21 protein-coding genes are annotated in these 19,721 nt (G+C 32.4%); all 21 read right to left on the bottom strand.

Annotated features, from left to right (window positions below; genetic code table 11):
* Positions 1-15: 15 nt before the first annotated feature.
* Positions 16-744 (bottom strand): hypothetical protein, encoded by a 729-nt coding sequence (locus tag ACFSTE_RS13610; protein ID WP_378258504.1) that lies wholly within the window; start codon positions 742-744, stop codon positions 16-18.
* 3 nt (positions 745-747) lie between these two features.
* On the bottom strand, positions 748-2,016 hold the full coding sequence (locus ACFSTE_RS13605; RefSeq protein ID WP_378258502.1) for a PA3715 family protein: 1,269 nt from the start codon (positions 2,014-2,016) through the stop codon (positions 748-750).
* Positions 2,017-2,077: 61 nt separating this feature from the next.
* The gene (locus ACFSTE_RS13600; RefSeq protein ID WP_378258500.1) at positions 2,078-2,434 is read right to left on the bottom strand and encodes a hypothetical protein; all 357 of its coding nucleotides are present in this window, start codon (positions 2,432-2,434) and stop codon (positions 2,078-2,080) included.
* A gap of 22 nt (positions 2,435-2,456) precedes the next feature.
* On the bottom strand, positions 2,457-2,801 hold the full coding sequence (locus tag ACFSTE_RS13595; protein ID WP_176027579.1) for a hypothetical protein: 345 nt from the start codon (positions 2,799-2,801) through the stop codon (positions 2,457-2,459).
* 262 nt (positions 2,802-3,063) lie between these two features.
* Positions 3,064-3,450, bottom strand: coding sequence for a hypothetical protein (locus tag ACFSTE_RS13590; RefSeq protein WP_176027580.1), 387 nt, complete (start codon positions 3,448-3,450; stop codon positions 3,064-3,066).
* Between the two features lie 40 nt (positions 3,451-3,490).
* Positions 3,491-4,057: a hypothetical protein gene (locus tag ACFSTE_RS13585; RefSeq protein WP_176027581.1), complete on the bottom strand. Its 567-nt coding sequence runs from the start codon at positions 4,055-4,057 to the stop codon at positions 3,491-3,493.
* A gap of 136 nt (positions 4,058-4,193) precedes the next feature.
* A complete protein-coding gene (locus ACFSTE_RS13580) occupies positions 4,194-4,931 on the bottom strand; it encodes a LytR/AlgR family response regulator transcription factor (RefSeq protein WP_176027582.1) in 738 nt (245 codons plus the stop codon).
* On the bottom strand, positions 4,928-7,123 hold the full coding sequence (locus ACFSTE_RS13575; protein WP_378258497.1) for a tetratricopeptide repeat protein: 2,196 nt from the start codon (positions 7,121-7,123) through the stop codon (positions 4,928-4,930). Before ACFSTE_RS13575 ends, ACFSTE_RS13580 begins: the two co-directional genes overlap by 4 nt.
* 470 nt (positions 7,124-7,593) lie before the next feature.
* Positions 7,594-8,724, bottom strand: coding sequence for a type II secretion system F family protein (locus ACFSTE_RS13570; RefSeq protein WP_378258495.1), 1,131 nt, complete (start codon positions 8,722-8,724; stop codon positions 7,594-7,596).
* Between the two features lie 3 nt (positions 8,725-8,727).
* On the bottom strand, positions 8,728-9,192 hold the full coding sequence (locus ACFSTE_RS13565) for a PulJ/GspJ family protein (protein ID WP_176027585.1): 465 nt from the start codon (positions 9,190-9,192) through the stop codon (positions 8,728-8,730).
* The gene (locus ACFSTE_RS13560) at positions 9,189-9,503 is read right to left on the bottom strand and encodes a hypothetical protein (RefSeq protein ID WP_176027586.1); all 315 of its coding nucleotides are present in this window, start codon (positions 9,501-9,503) and stop codon (positions 9,189-9,191) included. The genes ACFSTE_RS13565 and ACFSTE_RS13560 overlap by 4 nt, the downstream gene beginning before the upstream one ends.
* The gene (locus ACFSTE_RS13555; RefSeq protein ID WP_378298192.1) at positions 9,491-10,735 is read right to left on the bottom strand and encodes a hypothetical protein; all 1,245 of its coding nucleotides are present in this window, start codon (positions 10,733-10,735) and stop codon (positions 9,491-9,493) included. Before ACFSTE_RS13555 ends, ACFSTE_RS13560 begins: the two co-directional genes overlap by 13 nt.
* Before the next feature lie 29 nt (positions 10,736-10,764).
* Entirely contained in the window at positions 10,765-11,232 is a 468-nt protein-coding gene (locus ACFSTE_RS13550) for a hypothetical protein (RefSeq protein WP_378258491.1), read from the bottom strand.
* 6 nt (positions 11,233-11,238) lie between these two features.
* On the bottom strand, positions 11,239-12,168 hold the full coding sequence (locus tag ACFSTE_RS13545) for a hypothetical protein (protein ID WP_378258489.1): 930 nt from the start codon (positions 12,166-12,168) through the stop codon (positions 11,239-11,241).
* A gap of 2 nt (positions 12,169-12,170) precedes the next feature.
* Positions 12,171-12,821, bottom strand: a complete 651-nt coding sequence (locus ACFSTE_RS13540; RefSeq protein WP_378258487.1) for a hypothetical protein — start codon at positions 12,819-12,821, stop codon at positions 12,171-12,173.
* Between the two features lie 111 nt (positions 12,822-12,932).
* Positions 12,933-13,451 (bottom strand): hypothetical protein, encoded by a 519-nt coding sequence (locus tag ACFSTE_RS13535; RefSeq protein WP_176027591.1) that lies wholly within the window; start codon positions 13,449-13,451, stop codon positions 12,933-12,935.
* Complete coding sequence (locus ACFSTE_RS13530) at positions 13,435-14,646, bottom strand: hypothetical protein (RefSeq protein WP_378258485.1); 1,212 nt, start codon at positions 14,644-14,646, stop codon at positions 13,435-13,437. Before ACFSTE_RS13530 ends, ACFSTE_RS13535 begins: the two co-directional genes overlap by 17 nt.
* Positions 14,646-16,826: a type II secretion system protein GspD gene (locus tag ACFSTE_RS13525; protein ID WP_378258483.1), complete on the bottom strand. Its 2,181-nt coding sequence runs from the start codon at positions 16,824-16,826 to the stop codon at positions 14,646-14,648. Before ACFSTE_RS13525 ends, ACFSTE_RS13530 begins: the two co-directional genes overlap by 1 nt.
* Before the next feature lie 65 nt (positions 16,827-16,891).
* Positions 16,892-18,310, bottom strand: a complete 1,419-nt coding sequence (locus tag ACFSTE_RS13520) for a GspE/PulE family protein (protein WP_176027594.1) — start codon at positions 18,308-18,310, stop codon at positions 16,892-16,894.
* On the bottom strand, positions 18,307-18,789 hold the full coding sequence (locus ACFSTE_RS13515) for a hypothetical protein (RefSeq protein ID WP_176027595.1): 483 nt from the start codon (positions 18,787-18,789) through the stop codon (positions 18,307-18,309). Before ACFSTE_RS13515 ends, ACFSTE_RS13520 begins: the two co-directional genes overlap by 4 nt.
* Positions 18,789-19,199 carry a prepilin-type N-terminal cleavage/methylation domain-containing protein gene (locus ACFSTE_RS13510; RefSeq protein WP_176027596.1) on the bottom strand — a complete coding sequence of 137 codons (411 nt, stop codon included), beginning with the start codon at positions 19,197-19,199 and terminating at the stop codon, positions 18,789-18,791. Before ACFSTE_RS13510 ends, ACFSTE_RS13515 begins: the two co-directional genes overlap by 1 nt.
* Between the last annotated feature and the right edge of the window lie 522 nt (positions 19,200-19,721).

Raw genomic sequence — 19,721 nt, 5'->3', positions numbered from 1 at the left:
TGTTTTTATTGTTTTCTAATTTTTCACCCAACCAATGATACTTTGTTCTTTTTCTTTTAACACTACCAATAACCACTCATTTTGTTTTTTTATAATGGTCACCTCTTTATTCTCTATCGTTCTTATCTGATTTCCTATTTTAAAATCTCCCGTACAAGGGTCTGTTTTCTTTTTGTCATCTACAATAGCTTGCGTTCTTAGGATTCCTGAAATCATCCTCTGCTCGAATGTTTTATCAATTACTCCTATTTTTGTCTCAGAAGAGAGCGCTATCGTTTTTTCAGTGAGTTTATCATTACTCATCACGAGTGTTGACAACATCGTTATATCAAAGCAACCGATAGCACTATTTAGTACATAGATGATTGTTTCTTTTCCTTTTCTTAGATGAACTAATACGCCTGAACCATTCCATATTTCTACAAAATCATCCTCTTTTTTCACCAGTAATACAGTTGCCTGGTAATGCCTGTTATCTTGATAAATGACATCTTTTTCTCCATCCTTATTGATATCTACTAGAAGTATGTTATTACTATTAATGGCAAACACATCTGTATTTCCGTTTTTGGTATAGAATTTAGCGTTTTTTATTTTTGAAAAACCAGTGCTATCTATAGGGAATTGATACTCTGATGAGTTTTGTAATAGCTGTAATTGTATTTCTAAACTCTCATCTTGAGCATACCCAGATAGGATTAAAAACAGCCCTCCTACCCACAAAAAGAACTCTTTATTTTTCATGTATTATTTTTTTACATATTCTGTTCCATTAAATTGTAGGACTCTTGTTTCAGAGGTGGTTTTGCTTTCTTCATTACATTCGCCATTTTTATCAATGTAAGTCTTGCTTTGGGTAATGTTACTTTTTACAACAATATCAAAGTATTGATTGGTCTTTTCTTCAGACATGATAAGTATGTTCTTTATATTGGTTGATGATCCCTCACATTGGGTATCCCATTCCCCACCATAATTTTCTACATCATAATGTAACACTTCTTTTAACGTTTCTCCTGATTTTATAAACAGAGAAATGGTCTTGTTACTGTATGGGTTTGGCTGAGACATGCTGTAATAAAAAACCCGTATCCCGAATGCTCTTGTATCTTGAGTAACGATATATGGGGCTGTGTCAATTGAAATTTCAGACAATATAATTGCATCAGAAACCCAACCATTCGTCTTAGCACTCTCAAAATATGTATGGGTTATTTTCTGAGTAGTATTATCCACCAATACAATATAACTATTAAGCTCAAAAAGGTGCTCATCGTCCTCTCCTGCAACTTCGGGAATCACAACAATGGTTTCATTAGGATTATGAGGTTGTACTTTAGAAACGACAAACTCTTCTTTAATTTTTTGCTTATCCAGATTTAATTGTTGAATCACACGATCAATAAGTATTTCTTCTTGAGAAACAGCTTTTATCTTACCATTAGCTTTTACCAGAAATGATGTTGTTTCAACTTTCTTTTCATCAATCCAGAATATGTTATTGATCGTTAATTTCTTTTCTTCAATTTTAGACTCAATTCTTGATTGCCCTTCGGCTATTTCATCATAAGAAACCACTTTAGAATCAATAAGTGCTCCATTCAAATCATAATTAATAAGTACGGATTCCATTTCGTTATCACCTTTAAGAATTGTTACTACTACAGAATAAAACCTTTTAGACAGTTCCAGTCTATAGCAATTCACCGCTCTATAGTGATAACCTTCTTTATTAAATTCGGGATATATTTTTTCTAATTTTAAAGCATTATCATCTACATTTCTATGATCATCTTCGTCTATAAAGCTATCAAAATTTGTCGCCTCTATTAGTGGAATTGATTTGATTTCAATTGCATTGATACACTCTTTAAAACCTTTAGGAGCTATCTCTTTGGGAGCATCGGTTGACGCTGTAACTGCATCCTGCGCTTTTATAACAGTTTCTTCTTTTTCTTGTGCCTTTTGAGCACAAGAGATGAATATCAGTAAAATTAGAATATATGGATTTTTCATTGTTACGAATTATTACGTTTTTAGGATAACCTGATTAGTAGATTTCACAGGTATTGAACTATTATTTATACGGTTTTAGCTCCATAACTAAGGTTTCGATTTTGTTGACTATTTCTTCTCTATTTTTACTTTCAAAAGTAAGTTGAGGTGCTAAAGTTTCCGGGACTTTTTCAACTATTTTTTTCTTAGGATTATACTTTTCACAAAGGTTAAAAACTTCTAGTATGTAGTTCCCTTTCAAATCTCCTTTTGGATACCAAATCAACTCCAGGCATCTATTAAGCTGAGTGTTAGAGATAGAAAGCAATGTTGAACTGGAAAACTCATCCATGTAATTATCTTCATTGATGTCTTGTTCATAGAACAAGTTCCAATTAATCTTCCACCCTGAAGGTATTCTTAACGCTTGTAATTTCATTTTCTATAGTTATTTTCTTCTCTTAAATAACATCAATAACCTTCTCTAATACATAATGTACTACTCCAACAACTGTAGCAATACCAATAAGAGACATAAACCTGATACATATTGCTTGTATGTTATTTTTTAATTTCTTTTTCAGGTAAAAAACGTCCAAAAGAATAAACAAAACCGCCATTACACTTCCGATCATTGCTCCTACATGAAGTAGTCCAAAATTGTAAAAAATATGAAACAGATACCAGAGCCCCTCAGAAGGCGCATTGTTAGGTCCTAAAAGAATCCGCATATATATGATCCCCAATAAAAGAGATACTGCTATCCATAATAAGTATGTCAAAACTTGTTTTAAGACTTTCATCATCTTACGTTGGGGTTATTCTTTATACAACAACTCTATAAGGTCATATTTTTATGCTAACCAGGAAGTACGGTCTTCCCTAAATTTGTTCGTATTTCTGAAACATAAAACAGTATTACATTTCGTTATTTCTCAAGAGCCCACTGTACATAACATTATCATCTACAAATCTTTAAAAACCACCTCTTCAAAAAGCATCCAATAAAACCTAAATATGTTCGATCTATTTTTACACTCAGTAAGTTAGCATAAAAAATAAACATACTCACATCGCTGCTTTATTAATCACTGCTTCCAATTCTAAAAAAGCTTTTTTCTGTGCTGGTGCCAGGATGGTTTCCTTTATTTTTTCTGCAATTATTTCAATGATATTTCTTCTTGCTTTAACACTTTTTCCAAAATAAGCATTCATAATCGAGTTTGGTATGACGTACTTTATTTGTATCGAATTCTCATGGGTAAAATAGATTTTTACTGCATGCATCGAACTCTTTTTAAGCACAATACACTGAGCCATTTGCCCATTCGCATCTGTTCTAACTTCCCATCGATCATATTCTTTGGTACATTCAAAAGAAGCAGCTGTTTTTAAAAAGTCTCCCAAGCTGTCTAACGAATTGTATTGCTGGTTAACGGTCATTGTTTTTTCCATCGGTACAAAATTTAATATCGTTCGTATATTCCTTAAAAAATTAATAATTCATTTCTATAAAATCTCCATTTAGCTTATAACTAAAGGTAAAATTAGTCCCTCCATTTTCTGGGGTGAATACTGTGACATATTCGGTTTTAGCTATATCTCCATTTTTTGGAAATTTTATATATGCCATTTTGAACGCTGGTTTTTCAATGTTTTTTTCTTCTTCCAATTTCTTTCTAGCCTGTTCGGCTAATTCTCCTAATTTAGAAAGACTTATTTTTTCATTTAACTGAAACATAAAATCTGCTGCTCTCGTTCCTTCCGGGACTTCTAGTGATATTTCTGAGTTCTGTGTCCAGCTTCCTCGCATTAAATTCCACTGTCCCATTTTTAAAGATTCGGGAGCTTTGGTTACGGTTACTCCAATAATATTTCCAATTGATTTATTATAGCTGATCATCAAATCAGTGAAGTAAACCTCATCTCCAAACTTGCTTTTTATTTCTTTTTCTATCACTTCAAATCCTGCTGCATTCGCTTCTTGTCTACTGGAGCTTCCTCCACAAGCTAGTAATGTAATTGCCATCCCTACTAATCCTATCTTTTTTAATCCATTCATCTGTACTGTGTTTTTAGTTATTATCGACACAGTAAAAGTATATGGTACTGGTAGGACAGAAAATAGGAAATCTATTTCTGAGGTTTTAGAATAAATAAGTGTAACACTTTAAAAAATATTCGCAATAGAGGAAAATTCAGCCCTTATTCCAATGTAGAAACGCGTTTAAGAAGTGTTCTTTTTTCCGGGAAGAAACTGGTATTTTTTTACCGTTTTTCAAATAAATAACACCTGATTTATCATACTTATCTATAAATTTTAAGTTGACCATATAGGATTGATGCGGTCGTGTAAAATTAGCCTTAGAAAGACGGTCTTCAAACTCCTTTAAGGTTTTTGAAACCATGTATTTTTTATTGTTACTGCAATAAAAAGTTGTATAGCCCTTATCTGATTCACAAAATAATAATTCGTTTAAGTCTACCACCTGGAAACTATCCTGAAGCGACAGTATGATTGTAGAGGCTTCATTGTCCCATACTTCTTTGACCGTTTTTATCTGTTTTTTTTGTTCTGCTATCGGTAGGGCTGCCACCTTTTGTAATGCTACTTGCAACTCTTCCATATCTACCGGTTTTAACAGATAATCTACTGCTCCTATTTTTAAGGCTTGTAAGGCATGCTCTTCATAAGCTGTAATAAAGATTACTTTAAAATTTAGATTTTCTGTCTGTTTTAAAAAATCAAAACCGGTACCGTCGGTAAGATTTATGTCTAAAAAAATCAACTCCGGCTTACAAGCATTTGCTACTACAACCGCCTCTTTTACCGACTCGCATTCTCCTATTACTTCTGTTTCAGCATCTATCAATTGTAATAAATTCAGTAAGCCTTTTCTAATATATTCCTTATCTTCTACTATTATTGCTTTCATGATACGTTTTCCTGTAATTTATAGGGGATAATTAAAGTAACCCGGGTTCCTTGCTCGTTATATTTCTTTCTATCTTCCACAGTAACCGAGCTACTCATTTTAAAATCTTTTGATAATATTTTTAAGCGTTCAGAAGTGATTGTGGTCGATAATGATTTTTTAGTCCCCTGCGGCTTTTCTTTTTGAGCATCAACTCCAATCCCATTATCTGTAATGGTACAAATCAAATTTTCATTTGAATAGGACAAGTGAACATCAATTATTCTATCTTCTTTTTGATTTACAAATGCATGTTCTATCGCATTTTCTACGAATGGCTGAATCAGCATAGGGGGGATTTCAAACAGTGATGTATCAATAGCTTCTTCTACAATAACTGTATATATATAAGTTTTATCTTCTAAATTCTGAAGAGCTAAATAGTTTTTTATCGCAATTAATTCCTGAGAAAGTGATACTGTTTTGTCTCTAGAGTTTTCTAAAGTAATACGAAGCAATTTGGAAAACTTGGACAAATAAGCAACTGATTTCTTTTCTTCTTTATTTAGTATCATCCCTTGTAATACGGATAGTGAATTAAAAATAAAATGAGGAGTCATCTGTGAACGCAGCAATTTTTGTTCTATGATGATATTTTGAGTTTTAGATTTTTCATTTCTTAATTTTAAAAAGAAAATTGCTGCTCCTAATACTAATGTAGTGATTAAAAAAGCAATCACTCCTAATAATAGGTTTCGTTGTGACTTTTCTAAGCTATTAGTTGTCGTTTGAACTGTTTGTGTAAGTCTTAATTCTCTTTTCTCTGCAGATGCTAATTCATTTTTGTACTTATATTCATACTCTACTTCTGTAATCTTCTGAATATGCTCCCTATTAAGCAGACTATCGTTCAATATTTTTAATTGTTGATTACTTATAAGGGCTTTTTTATGTTCTCCTAATTCATTGTTTATTAGAGAAAGTAATTCATAGGCATCACTCCGATGTTTTAAAAGTTTGTATTTATTAGCTAGTTGAGCTGCTTTTTCGGCATTAATCAATGCCAAATTGTATTTTTTCATATAGTAATACACGTATGCGATTCCTACATACGATTCTACTAATTCATATTGCTTTTGATTAACCGAGGTAATTTTATTCGCTTCTTGAAAATTAGCTAAAGCTTTGGAATAGTTTTTCATTCCCAAATACGAAAAACCTAAACCATTAAGACTCACTGCTAAATATTCATTATCTTCTATTGCTTTACTAAGGGTATTTGTTTCCTTAAAACAAGAGAGTGCCTTCGCAAATTTCTTTTTATCAAGATAGATCCCTCCCATATTATTTTTGATGGCAATAATATTTTTGTTATTGTGATTCGCCTGTTTAATCGCTAAAGCTTTTTTATAAAAATCTAGTGCCTTATCATAAAGTTGTTGTTGTCTGTAAATATTTCCAATATTATTTAACGATTGAAAAATACTAAGGGAATCTTTAGATAATTTAGCAAGATCTAATGATTTATGGTGATATTCTATTGCCTGTGAATAATCACCTTGATTAAGATACATCATAGCCATTGAGTTCCAACAACTAAGCATCCCATATTCATTGTTATTATTTGTATACGCTCTTAGGGCTTTTTTATAATTAGCTAAGGCTTTTTTATATTTTCCTATGTCTGAGTAGATATTGCCTATATTATATTGATAATTGGGTAAGTTCTTTTTTATACCTAATTTCTGATCGATCGCCAACGCCTCTTCATAATATTGTAATGCAAGCTTCTTGTTTCCTTTATAGTTATATAAGACCCCTAAAGCATTTTTACACCCTGCAATTCCTTTTAGATCATCTATTGAAGTATACAACTCAATTGCTTTTTCATAATTATGTATGGACACTTTAAAATTAGCGCGTTCCATATAAGCAATCCCCTTCATATAAAAACTGCGAGCTTTTCCTTTTACGGATTTAATTTCATCGGCAAGTTTTCCGGCTTGTTCGGCATAGGCTAATGACTGAGAAAAATTGTTTCTATAAAGATAATACGCTAAATGATTGAGGATTTTTACACGAACTGTGTCTTTCCTGGTATACGTTTTTAGTTCTTTTTTTAGACTGTCTATCTTCTTATACTGAGATAAGCCAGTTGTAGAAAAAGATAAAAAACACAGTAAGCAAATAATAGGTGCATTTATTATTTTCATAAAATAAAGAACGGTTATTATACTTTCAAATCAAAAAAATAGGGAATTATTCTACTCTCCCTTACTCTCCAACCTTTTTTAAGAGAGAGAGGAACGAGATAAAATTGTTTGTAGTAAAGAATAGAATTGAACTACCATATTCTTGCTCTTATATTTCACGTATAAAAACTTCATTTTTCTGTAGAGCTTTTATCAGTGACAGGAGCAGGACTAAAAACATGTAAAAAACTTGGGAAACTTCCATAAAAACACCTTGCAAGGCATGGAATTCTGAAAGACATATTAACTCCTGAACAAATAGCTACTATCCCCGTTCAATATATCTCACTGGAAACAAGAGAAAGAAAATAAATATGCCCTCTGTGAAATAAATACCATCGTAAAACAAGAAATAGAATTAATAAAACGTATTAATCAATCCTCTAGAATTAAGAAAATCAATGAAGCTTATTTCAAAATACAAACAACGATTATCCGATCACACTACTCAATCTAAACATCGGTAAATACATGGCAATAAGAATCACCCCGACAATAACTCCAACAAATAGGGTCAAGATCGGATTAAGCACATTAGAAATCACTTGAGATTGGTATTTTACCTGCTGATTATATTGTTCATTCAATTTCTGAAAAATAAACTCTGTTTGATTGGTCTCCTCGGCAACACGAACCATAGCAATCATTTTTTTATCAAAAATCGGACTTTTGGCAAACGAAGCACTTAATGCATCTCCTGCTAAAATCAGTTGCTTTGTTTTATACAACCCTTGTTGAAGAGGATAAAAATTAATCATGTTTTTTACTAAGTCAATACTTTCTACCATGGGAACCTTTGCAGATGTTAACAAAGAAATTGCCTGAGTAAATTGTGCCATATAGATCTTTTGGAAATAATTTCCCAGGATGGGAATCTTCAATTGTACACTCCCTAATATTTTGCGATACCACTGTTTTTTGGAAACAAAAAATAATACTCCAATACAAACAACAATTGCTCCAAACAACAAAACCCCATGGATACTTATAAAATCAGAGAAATTAATAATTCCTTTTGTAACCCCTGGCAGATCCACATTGTTTTGTTTAAAAATATCTACAAACATTGGTACAACATAACGAAGCATAAAGGCAATAACTATCATAGCGGTGCACATTACAATAACTGGGTAAGTAAGTGCTGCAACGATCTCCCTTCTCAACTCGTTTTTACGTTTATAAAAATCGCTGAGTTCTAAAGTGATTTGCGCCAACTCCCCCGTTTGTTCTCCAATTCTTATAGCATAATATTCATAATCGGTAAAGTTTTTATTATGCTTAAGGATTTCAGAAAAAGGTGTTCCTGTAACCAGTTGAGAAAGCATAAACTTCATCAATTTCTGATCTTTTTCTTTTTTTTGAGTATCTGATAATAACTCCAGACCATTTCTAAGATCAATCCCTGATTTTAACAGTACACTTAGTTCTGCATACCATTGCTCTTTCTTTTTAGTATTAAATGCATTACCAAATAAAGTAATCTCTTGAGTCAATATCGATGAGAGATCAAAAGAGCTTTCTCTTCTATCTTTCTTTTTGGTATTTGAAATTTTTATCCCCATGCTTCAGAAATGTATTGTAGGATCATTATGTTTAAATACAAAAATGCGATGTAATTCTCTGGTATTATCAAAAGTTAATTTTATAGCGTCAATGCTTCCCGCATGTACAGCTTTTCCCTCAAAATAAAACTCTTTTTCTCTTATTGTTATTGGATAGGTATGAATTGGTGTGATAATACTATCAGTAAAGAATTGGTAGCTTCGCTCATCTATAGGAGAAAAAACTTCTAATGTATTTTCTATCGGGTTCCATTTTGCAGAAGTGAATTTATTAAAATCTATCGTTAATGCTGCTTCAAGCGATTGTATCTGTTCTTTATACTCATAATTTTCACCAATACTTCTCATATTATTTTGTACTACTGTTAATACCGAAAATGCTAATCCCGCCACTATTGCCGAGATAACAATAACTACCATAACCTCGGTAAGGGTAAAGGCATTTATTTTATAGTTCAGTTTCATCATTTTATAAACAGTTTTTTTCTATGTTCGATATTACTTTTAGTATAAGATAAAATAGCAATATCTCCTGTTGATGTAATTACAATCTCCCAGCCATCAAAATCTTCTGTATATGGTAGCTTTATTTTTTGATGAATAAAAAGGTATTCCAGCTCTTTCACTCTGTTTTCTATAGGGCTATGATCTTGTCGTATCTGATTATTAAAAATATTATTAAAACTTAAACTAGCTACCATAAATACAATAATGATCAATACAGAAGCCGTAAGGGCTTCTATTAAGGTGGCGGCTCTTATTTTTTTTAGTACAACCATTTTGCTATAGTATTTTTAGAATTTGCAAAAGGGAGTCCAGCATAATCTACCACTGGATTTATTAAGATTTTACCATTATAAATATGATTGAGGTATACAGAACCAGACTGGCGAGTTATATATTGACGAGAATACAAAGCCCCCTGTACTTCTCCTTGAAAATCTATATTTCCCTGACAATAGACTTCTCCTATAACACCTACATTAGCTGCTATCTTCAGGTTTGGCTTAAGACGTCTTTTTTCTTTTTTATCCTTACTTTTATTCAAATACACAACCACACCTTCTATAATTGTTCCTTCTTCAATTATAAAATCTGGTTTATCATTTTGTTGTTGGTCATTCTGTGGGATACTATAAGCAATATTTTGATCCAAAAGTATCATCGCAGAAGGATAAGACAGGTGACACCTCTTCCCTATTTTAATCTTTTTAGTAGCAACCCCCTGAAAACGACCGTTTACTCCATTTTTTATAATGATTTCGGGAGCGATTAAAACTACATCTGTTAATTCTGTTTGAGGACCAACAACAATTTTTGTCTTCGATTGAATGACTATATTTCCTGTTATCTTTTCGTCTTCCAGAAATACCGGGTTTGTATCATAGATAACATAAACAGGATCATGAAATGAATTTTTAAGTTCTTTTTGCTTTGCTATTGGCTCCCCCGTATCAATCAGTATTCCTTGTGCAAGTCCTTCTAAATATGTTAGCCATTCTGGTTTTAATTCTGGGAGTACTGTTTTACTTTCTATCACACGACCATAATGTAGCGCACTACCTTGATAATAATTACCTGAAATATTCCCTGCCTTAATCCCCAGTTTAGGAAGATAACTGTTTCCTTCTAACCGAGTACTACCAACAACAACCAAAGGTGAATTTGCATCTTCTAAATACAAATTTGGCGTTGTTTCTGATATTTTTACTCCTGTAAAAGCTACTCTTGACACTTTTCTATCATGCACACTAATTTCTGTATATTGTTTTAACCAAGCTCCATGATAACCCGATATCTCTTTTATTGTTCCAAGATTCTGTACAGAAACAATTGTATCTCCTGTTACAACGTCATTATTCAAAGATTCAAATATCCTTGTATTGGATTGTTCAAAAGCTTGCACTAACTCTTTAGATTTGATCCTGAAAAAAGAATGAACATGCGTAAGCAATAAAAAAGCACCTAACAATAATGCCACTAATACCGAAATGAGTATGGCAAATTGCATAGCCTGTGCTTTTATTTTTGAAAAAAACCTCAATGCACTATTTTAAATTCTTTAATTTTCCCTTTGTAACGCATTCTGACTGAACTCGAAAAAGCTTTCTGCAATGTCACCTCAGAAACGGTTTGTTTTAATTTTATCAGCTGATCATTACCATTGATCTCTATCAAATAAATCGCATTAGCATTGTCCTGACCAGACACGACCCCTTTATATTTGATTATAGGCCAAATCAAAGAATCCTTTTTCTCTATCTTTTTTGATTTGCTTACTTTCTTTTCTGGTCTGTAAAGGGTTCCTAAAAAAGGGTCTCTCTCTACAGCATCCAAAATAAATTTTTCTTGCTCTTTGACTTCTATTGGAGCTACTGATATATCCTCTGCTTCTACAATTACTGAGGCTTCATCCGAAAATGCTCCTACTATCTGAAAAATAATAGCTCCCCAGATAAAGGCTACCAGTGGCAACAAAACATATAATCCTTTTTTACCTCTTAACATGATCCCTTAATTTATTGTAAAACGTAATACATCACTAGATTCACTTTGATTACCAGCTTGATCAAATGCTTTTAAAAACCAATAATAGGTTGCACCTGTTTCAAGGTCAATATCTGAAGGTGATGTCACCTTGGTTTTGGTCGCAAGCTGTGTTAACTGTTGATCTTTATAAATATAAATACTATCAAATTCTACAGTTCCTTCTACAGCTTCTCTTGTCCAATTAAAAGTTACTGTAGCTACTGATTGTGATGCATCATTAACTGGAGCAGTTGCCACAGGTTTCTTAGGGTTTTTACTATCTACAGTCAATGTTCTTGTGGTATAGAGCGTACTTTGGGTATTATTTTCTGCACGTACCTGCCACTTGGTTATTCCTTCTGGAAAAGTGATTGGCAATGAAGTACCTGTGGTAGTTTTATCACTGATAATCTCATCACTTCCGTTTAATAGCTGCACTCTATAAAGTGTAGCAGCAGTTACTGCTTGCCATTTCAAATTTGTTTCTGTGGTATTTATGATCTCATTGTTTTGCGGAGCTGTTAATAATACCTCTCGAGCAGAAAAATCTTCATTTTCAAATACTGTAAAACTTGCTGTAGTGTATGGAGTATTAGACCCCGAATTCTGTGCTCTCACTCTCCATTGATATCCATTCTTAACCAAAGTAGTATTAAAATTTGTAGTAGTTACGGTAGTATCCACAATAACCTGAGAAGCATTCTCAAAATTAGGTTGTGCTAATTGCAATCGATATTCTGTCGCCTGATCTACAGCTTCCCAACTAAATGTCACCGAGGTATTTGTTACCGACACTCCTTCAGACGGGGCAATCAGGACTGTTTTTACTTCTGTTAAATTCTCTTCAAAAAGCACCTCTTCGCAACCAATACACATTGCAAATAGCGCTATTAGATATATCTTGTTTTTTTTCATCTCTAAAGTTTAAAATAATTCATTTTCCCTTTTGCTTTTTCTGCATCTTGATAAGTATTTTTTGAACAGGAAGCTTTTTCATCAATAATACCTACCATATTTATTTGTTTTCTATCATTTTCTCCCCAGCAGAAAAAAGATAATTCGTAGGCAAAAATTGTAGCTTCTGCAAAATCAATTGTTTTGTAAAGCTTCCCTTCTTTAACCAGAGATATTTGATATTGTTTATAAGAATGATTACTCAAAAAAATAGCTTCTGCATTATTGATTTCCTGTATAAGAGCTTTCGGCAATGCCAAAGACACAGAAGTAACAATAGCCGCTTCTTTATGACTTTTCAGATACGTAAAAGTTTGTGTATTATAGTCCTGTTGCAACTCTGCAATAGTTCCAACGCGATCTAATATCTCTAGGGTTAAAAACTGGGGTTTACTCTCTAAAGAATCTACATATTTGATTTCTTGTGAATTATTCCTATCCGCCTTTAAATAGGTATTAAAAGTAGTTTTATTAAAATCTACAGAAGTGCTATTTGCCCTTATCAGTTTTTTGTATTCTGGTATGGTCGAAATCTGAAATCCTGAGCTATACACACCTTCTTTATGCAATCCTATTACTCCTAACGCAACTGGGTTTTTGCTAGCTGTATGCATTACCTCCTTATTAATTTTAACACTATGACATCCAATACAACAAAACGTCAAAATTATTGCAAAACAGTATATTTTATAATTCATGATATTGTTCTTCTTCTATTTATATTATTAATTGAGGCGTTGTAACAATACCCTGCATTGCAGATATGTTACTCCAGTCCTAAAATTTTTCTTTTTTTCAAAATGTACCTGAACAATATTTCCAAAACTATATTGTTGTTCTAGTGCATATATTACTTCTATCAATGCCTTATAATCGCCTTGCAAAATAAAATCATAGGTAGTAATCTCTTCTTTTGTTACTTCATCATCATAGATATGTGGCTCTTCAAAAGCAATAACCTTAATTTCTGACATATTAGACAAAGAGTTCAACGTTTTCAATAAGTTATGCTGTAAAGAGCTTCCTTTGAGATTGTTTTTTCTCAAAATCGCTTCTAACTGCTGTTCCTTTTTTTTTAATGCAGCTAACTGTATAGGTGCTGCCAAGTACTTTTCTTTTTCATATTCTAATTTGGAAACTTCAGAATGTATAGCAAATGTTTTGGCAATACTAAAACGATACGCTACAAACAGTATGCACAACAAAACAGCTATCAATACTATATTTTTAGTTTTTTGTTTCATCCGACTTAATCTTTAATGTTAATTCAAAATCAGATATATTTTGTTTATCTAAACCATATTGTACTATCGTAACAGCATCTACAAATGATAATCCTTCTATCGCTCTTAACCAGATTGTAAAATCTGATTTATCTATTGATTTACCTGAAACAGAAACTATTTTATCCTTAAATTCTATAACCTTATCTTTTCTAATAGGTTTTGTTAAAGGTTGATATGCAAGGGATGTTAACACTATAGTGGAAGGCTGTACTTGCACAATTTTATTAATATAATTGGAGCTTCTGGAAAAACCTGTAGTCAAAACACTTTGTACCAATGCTTCCATGATCTTTACTTCAGATTGTTTCTTAGTAATTTGATCTTTTTGAGTTGTATAAACCTGAAGTTCTTCCTGCAATCCTTGCCATTTTTTATAATTCGAATTGAACACAAAAAAATTAACCAGTAATACTATCAAAAGAAACCCTATACCTCCTTGTAATGTATTTTTAAAAACCCGAGATTCTACATAGTGTTTATATAATTCCTGATTTTTAATTCCCAGATTCCCCAAAACTTTATTATTACTCATCACAGCATCCAAAGCTATTGCTAATGGCAAAGAATGTGTCGATGCAAAAACAAGCCCTTCAATACTATATTGCTCTTCGGTATTTTTTTGGTTGGTTACTATTGAAACTACTTCACTATTACTATAGTGTACTTCTCCCCTATGGGTTTTTAAACGCTCGCCATTACCGTACTCTGATAACACTGCCATTTTTAATGCCCCCAAAGAAATAGAAGTAACTTTGAATCCTTCATTTTGAAATTCTTCAATAAGTGTATCTATATATCTTTTTCTACATACTGCAATAAATGATTTTTCTGTTGTTCGCAGTACCTGATAGTAAAAATCATTGAGGTTAAGGTTAGGGAAAGCTTCTGCAACTATCTCTGCATCGGTTCCTGTATGAGCTACTTCTTTAGATAATATTTTATCATCGGTAATAGCCAGATTTAATTCGCTGTTTTTTAAAAATTTAGACAACTCATTATAATGTCGTACTGTAAAAGTTTGAGTTATATCTAACTCTCCTTTTTTTTGCATGAGCTCGAGCCCCAAAAGTATAGGTTCTCCATTATTATCTGAATGTTCTACGGTGACTAATATTTGACCAAAGGGGTTGTATGCCGATAAAAAATCCTTCATTAATAAAATACTGTAGGTTTGATAATTACGTTCAGTTTTTTCTTAGAATCTTCTCTTTTTCGCTTACTAAATAGCCATTTTAAAATAGGGATACGAGACAATAGTGGCACTCCTGATCCCGAATCATTTTTTACTTTTTGTTCTATTCCTCCGAGAATTGCCACATCATTAGCTCGCATTCTCATAATCGATGAGAACTTGCGACTATTAATATCTGGGGGAGCATTTTCAGCTATACGTTTTCCACTAAAACTAGATTGAATCACCTGTATATCAAGAGTAATCTGTCCATCACCCGATACAAATGGTTTAAATTCTAACGCTAATTCAGCATCTATTGGAAGATAGTTTACGACTTCTGAAGTCTGCGGAATCTGTGATCCAAAAAAGTTTTGGTTCGTTACTGCATAATAGGTAGTTTGCCCACTTGATAAGTATGCTTTATGTCCATTTAAAGTACTCAACTTTGGGGTGGATAATATTTTTACATTACCATTGCTTTCCATTGCTTTGATATCCATATAAAAATTAGGCACCACATTTCCTAAGTTTAAAGACCCAAAACCATCGAACCCTCCTATTACTCTATTTATTGTTGAGGCTCCCAAGGTAATATTGGCATTAGGAAAAATTGTTCCTTCTGTAGTGACAGGTTCTTTACCTATACCAAATTCTACTCCTGCTTCTAAAATAGCAGAGCGGTTGACCTCTAAAATCATTACTTCAATTAATATTAGTGGAATCGGTTTATCTATATACTTTATAAATTTCTTAAATTTCTCTACCTGGGTACCAGAACCACTAACAATAAAACTATTGAGTTCTGCATCTATTTTTATATCTAATCCTGTAGTGACAGTTATCGGAAAAATTTCTGAAATCGAACTTACCTGCATCTCATTAGAAGAAGATGATTTTCTATTTCTAAAAGAGGAACTTCGTTGATTTCTATTAATCCCTGTACTCGACCCCCCAGATATATAATTAACACCTCCTGTGGGAAAATTAGAAGCGCCATCCCCAGAACCAGAGTAATTTGCATCTCCTAACATCACTATAGAACGATGCATCATTTGCACCATTTCAATTTTTTTGAGAGACAATTGATCCTCTGTCCCAAAATAATAAACGTTACCTTCTCTCTTAAAAGTAAATGTCTTTGATGTCGTTGCTAGATTGTTCTGTATATTTTGCTGCCCATTATAAGTATTAGATTTCTCTTGATTAGACGCATCTATTTGCCCTGAAACTATATTGCTTTCAAAAATTTTTGACAATAATTCATCAAAAGAAATCGATTCAGCTTTTACTGTAACGTTACCTGCATTTTCTAATGGGGAAGCAATAAAAACATCAAGTTTTAAATCTTCAGACAGGGTATAAATTACATTAGACACTGGTGTGTTTTTTAAATCTACAGACACCCTTTTTGCTAACGTATCTATCACTTTATACGAAAAATTAGATCGACGTAAGCGATAACTTGCTGGTTTACTTCCTGACTTTCCTGCTTGTTCAAAAGAGGTAAACTCATAAAACCCGTCTTTTGTTTTATTATAGTCCAGATCATTAGCCTCTGCCATTTTTTTCATGGCAACATCAAAAGAGACATTCTTGATAAAGAAATTTAAGTTTTTATCGTTGAGCTCAGGAGTGAACAATAAATTCTTACCAGAAACTTCTGTTATTTTTCTAAAAACCTTAGATAAAGGATCATTATTTAAATCAATGGATAGTTCGGTACTAAGAACATCATACGCTACCAATATTTTTTTTTCTGTAGGAGCAACCACAGGCAACACATACTTTTTTATTGATAATATATTTCCTGTAAAAGCAATATCTAATTGATATTCTTTTACCAAAAACATTAATAAATCCTGAACAGTAACATCGTTAAATCCATTTATAATCGGGATGTTATTTAATTCATTTGACAAATTAATATTAATCTTATGTACCTGGGATACTGCTCGTAAAAAATTGAGTAATGAAGTGTTTGATATATTTACATTTACCTTTTCTGTTAAGCCAGGGATATCTACATTAAGAAGCTCCAACTTGTTTTCTATGTTAGAAATCCTACTATTATTTCCCCCCTGATTCTGAAAATCTACTTGTGCAGAAACCTGTACCCCCACAGTAAGAGCGAAAATTAGTATTAGCTGTTTTATTTTCATCTTTGTTCTTTTATTCCTTTTTAATTCTCTGATATGATGCATTATCGCCCCCTAATCAATAATATTTAATTATTTGTCAGCAAAGCATATACTTCTTCTACCGAAGTTTCTCCATCGAGAACCATCCTTATCGCGTTATGTCGTAATGTGTTTATTTTTTTCTTTTCTATATAGGTGTCTATCTGCAATTCATTATGTCGAATAGCTACCTCTAATTCTTTGGTTATAGGTAGTATTTCGTAGATCGCTTTACGCCCCATATATCCGGTATGATAACAATGATTGCACCCTACAGCTATATAATGCTGTTCCATTTTTTCAGGGATTTCAAAACCTTGAGGAAAATCTCTTGTTTCTGCTTTCTTTTTTGTTTTACAATGTGGGCAAAGTTTTCTCACTAAACGTTGGGCAATACTCATAGCTATCGTATTAGCCAGTAAAAAAGCAGGCACTTTCATATCGATTAATCTAGAAATAGTTGCCCATGCAGAATTGGTATGTATCGTAGAAAGCACTAAGTGTCCTGTTAATGCTGCTTTTATAGCCATCCCTGCGGTACGATCATCTCTGATCTCACCAACCATAATAATATCTGGGTCCTGACGTAAAAATGCGCGTAATGCAGCTGGGAAATCGAACTCAATATCTTCTCTAAGCTGTACTTGGTTGATTCCTTGAAGTGTGTATTCGATAGGGTCTTCGATCGTGAGAATATTAGTTGTTTCTTTATTTAGCTCTTTTAAAGAGGCATAAAGGGTCGTCGTTTTACCTGATCCTGTAGGTCCGGAAATCAGAATAATCCCTTGCGGTTTTTTTATTGCTTCACGATATTCCTCTATTTCTTCTTTTGTAAAACCTAAATCGTTTAATGATACTTCCTGGGTATTACGATTAAGTAATCTGAGTACAATTTTTTCTCCATACAAAGTAGGCATGGTAGACACTCTGATATCAAACTCATCTGTACCTTCTTTAAATGTTATTCTCCCATCTTGTGCTAATCGTTTTTGTGAAATATCAAGACCTGATTGTATTTTGATTTGGTTAACCAACTGAGGATATTCTGTATTAGAGATCGTATATTGTTCTTTTAGTTTACCATCTAATCTAAAGCGAACTCTACACAACTTCTCATAAGGTTCCATATGGATATCACTACTTCCAAAATCCTTAGCTGTAGCAATTAGTTTCTGTAAAAACTGATCTTGGTATTCCAATTTTTCAGTAGAAGAAACAGAAGTTTTTCTATAATTAAAGGTTAAATAGGACTGTATATCTTCTGTAGTCTCAGATATAATATCAACAGAACAATCTAAAATGATAGTTAGTTCCTTTTGTAAATCTTTTACATCTTGATGATCTGTTTTTAACGTAAGTCTCCCTTCTTCTTTAGCAACAGGAACTATCCTGTAATGAAAAGCTTGATTGGATGTAATCAATTGTTTTAACTCTACAGGTATTTCATATGTTTTTACACTACTCATATCAGATATAAAGTTAACATGTTAGTATTCCAATATGTTATACATATTACGCCTAGAAACACTGACATATATCCTGCAAGTGGTATCGTATTGTGTTTTGCTCTTTTCTTTACTACAAACCATGTTACAACTGAAAAAAGTAAGGAGAACACCAATAGAATTATAAACGTAATTGTTGGAAAACTCACTCCCAGAACGAGAAAAAACAAAAGATCTCCCAATCCAAATACTTCTTCAAAAAAAGGTCGCTGTATTCTTATCAAATTATATACATATAATGTCCCTATAATAACAATAAGAACTCCCAGGTTGATCAATACTGCATACAGAAAATTAATATGATTTACATTTTGAAAATGTAAAACACCTAGTAAACCAATCAAAACGAAAAAGACAAAGCCGTAGACTTTTCTATCTTTAAAATCCTGATAGGCAATTACTCCCAGAACACCTATGATTATTACTTTTATTAGAAACATTAGTCCTTTATTATTTGTTTTGGATTACCTTCTTCATTGATCTCCCACACATTAAATACGCCGTCCCCATCAAAATCGACTACCGCAGTTGCTCTAGCCTTAAAATTAGATACGGTAGCTTCTAATACTTCATAGTTATAATTAGCTGTTCCACCAGAATTTACAGTCTTTGGAGCCTCGTAATTAAGCTCTGTAAAGTCCATAGAATATTTAGAATTAAGGTAACGATATTGGGCCTGCATATTACTGATTGTTTTCAGCTGTATTTTTGCTTCTTGCGCTTTGGTTTGCGCGATCAAAGGCAAAAAATTAGGCAATGCTATTAACAGTAATATTCCTATAATTGCCAGTACCAAAAGCATCTCCTGTAAATTGAAGCCGTTTATTTTAATGAATAAGACTTTTCTCATTTGTTTTTATTAGTATTTTTTTTTTAATAGTGATAAGAACTTCTAATATTATCTTTTGATATTAAACAAGTCCTGAAATTTCATTTTTGGTTTGTAATGAAGTTGTCGTATACTCGATTGGCAATAATATTTGTCTTTACAATTCCTTTTTTACTAAATAAATTTTATTGGATTTTTTTCATTAATCAATGTTGTTATTACATCTAAATTCATGACATAAGGTTTTAATTTTATAGTAAAAAAAACAGAAATAAAAAGCAGTATCTAGCGGAGTAAATGATATGATAAAAGTTATACTCGTATAATAAATATTGATTACGGTAAATGATATTATATTCTTATTTTGCTCGCCTTTAAATTATCTTTTTCTTTATTTAATTAGTTGATAAAAAGTGGATTTTATTTATAAAACATGTACCGTAAAGTTTGTTTTGAAATGTTCAATGATTTGAAAAAAGCAGATTCAAAACATCCCTATTTTGAACCTGCCTTATTACTCCTTCTACTTAGTTCATTGTCTCC

This window comes from Aquimarina hainanensis (assembly GCF_042684685.1).
Taxonomy (GTDB): Bacteria; Bacteroidota; Bacteroidia; order Flavobacteriales; family Flavobacteriaceae; genus Aquimarina; species Aquimarina hainanensis.
Note: the sequence above shows the minus strand (reverse complement) of the source record. Positions and strands in the feature narration are given on the sequence as shown.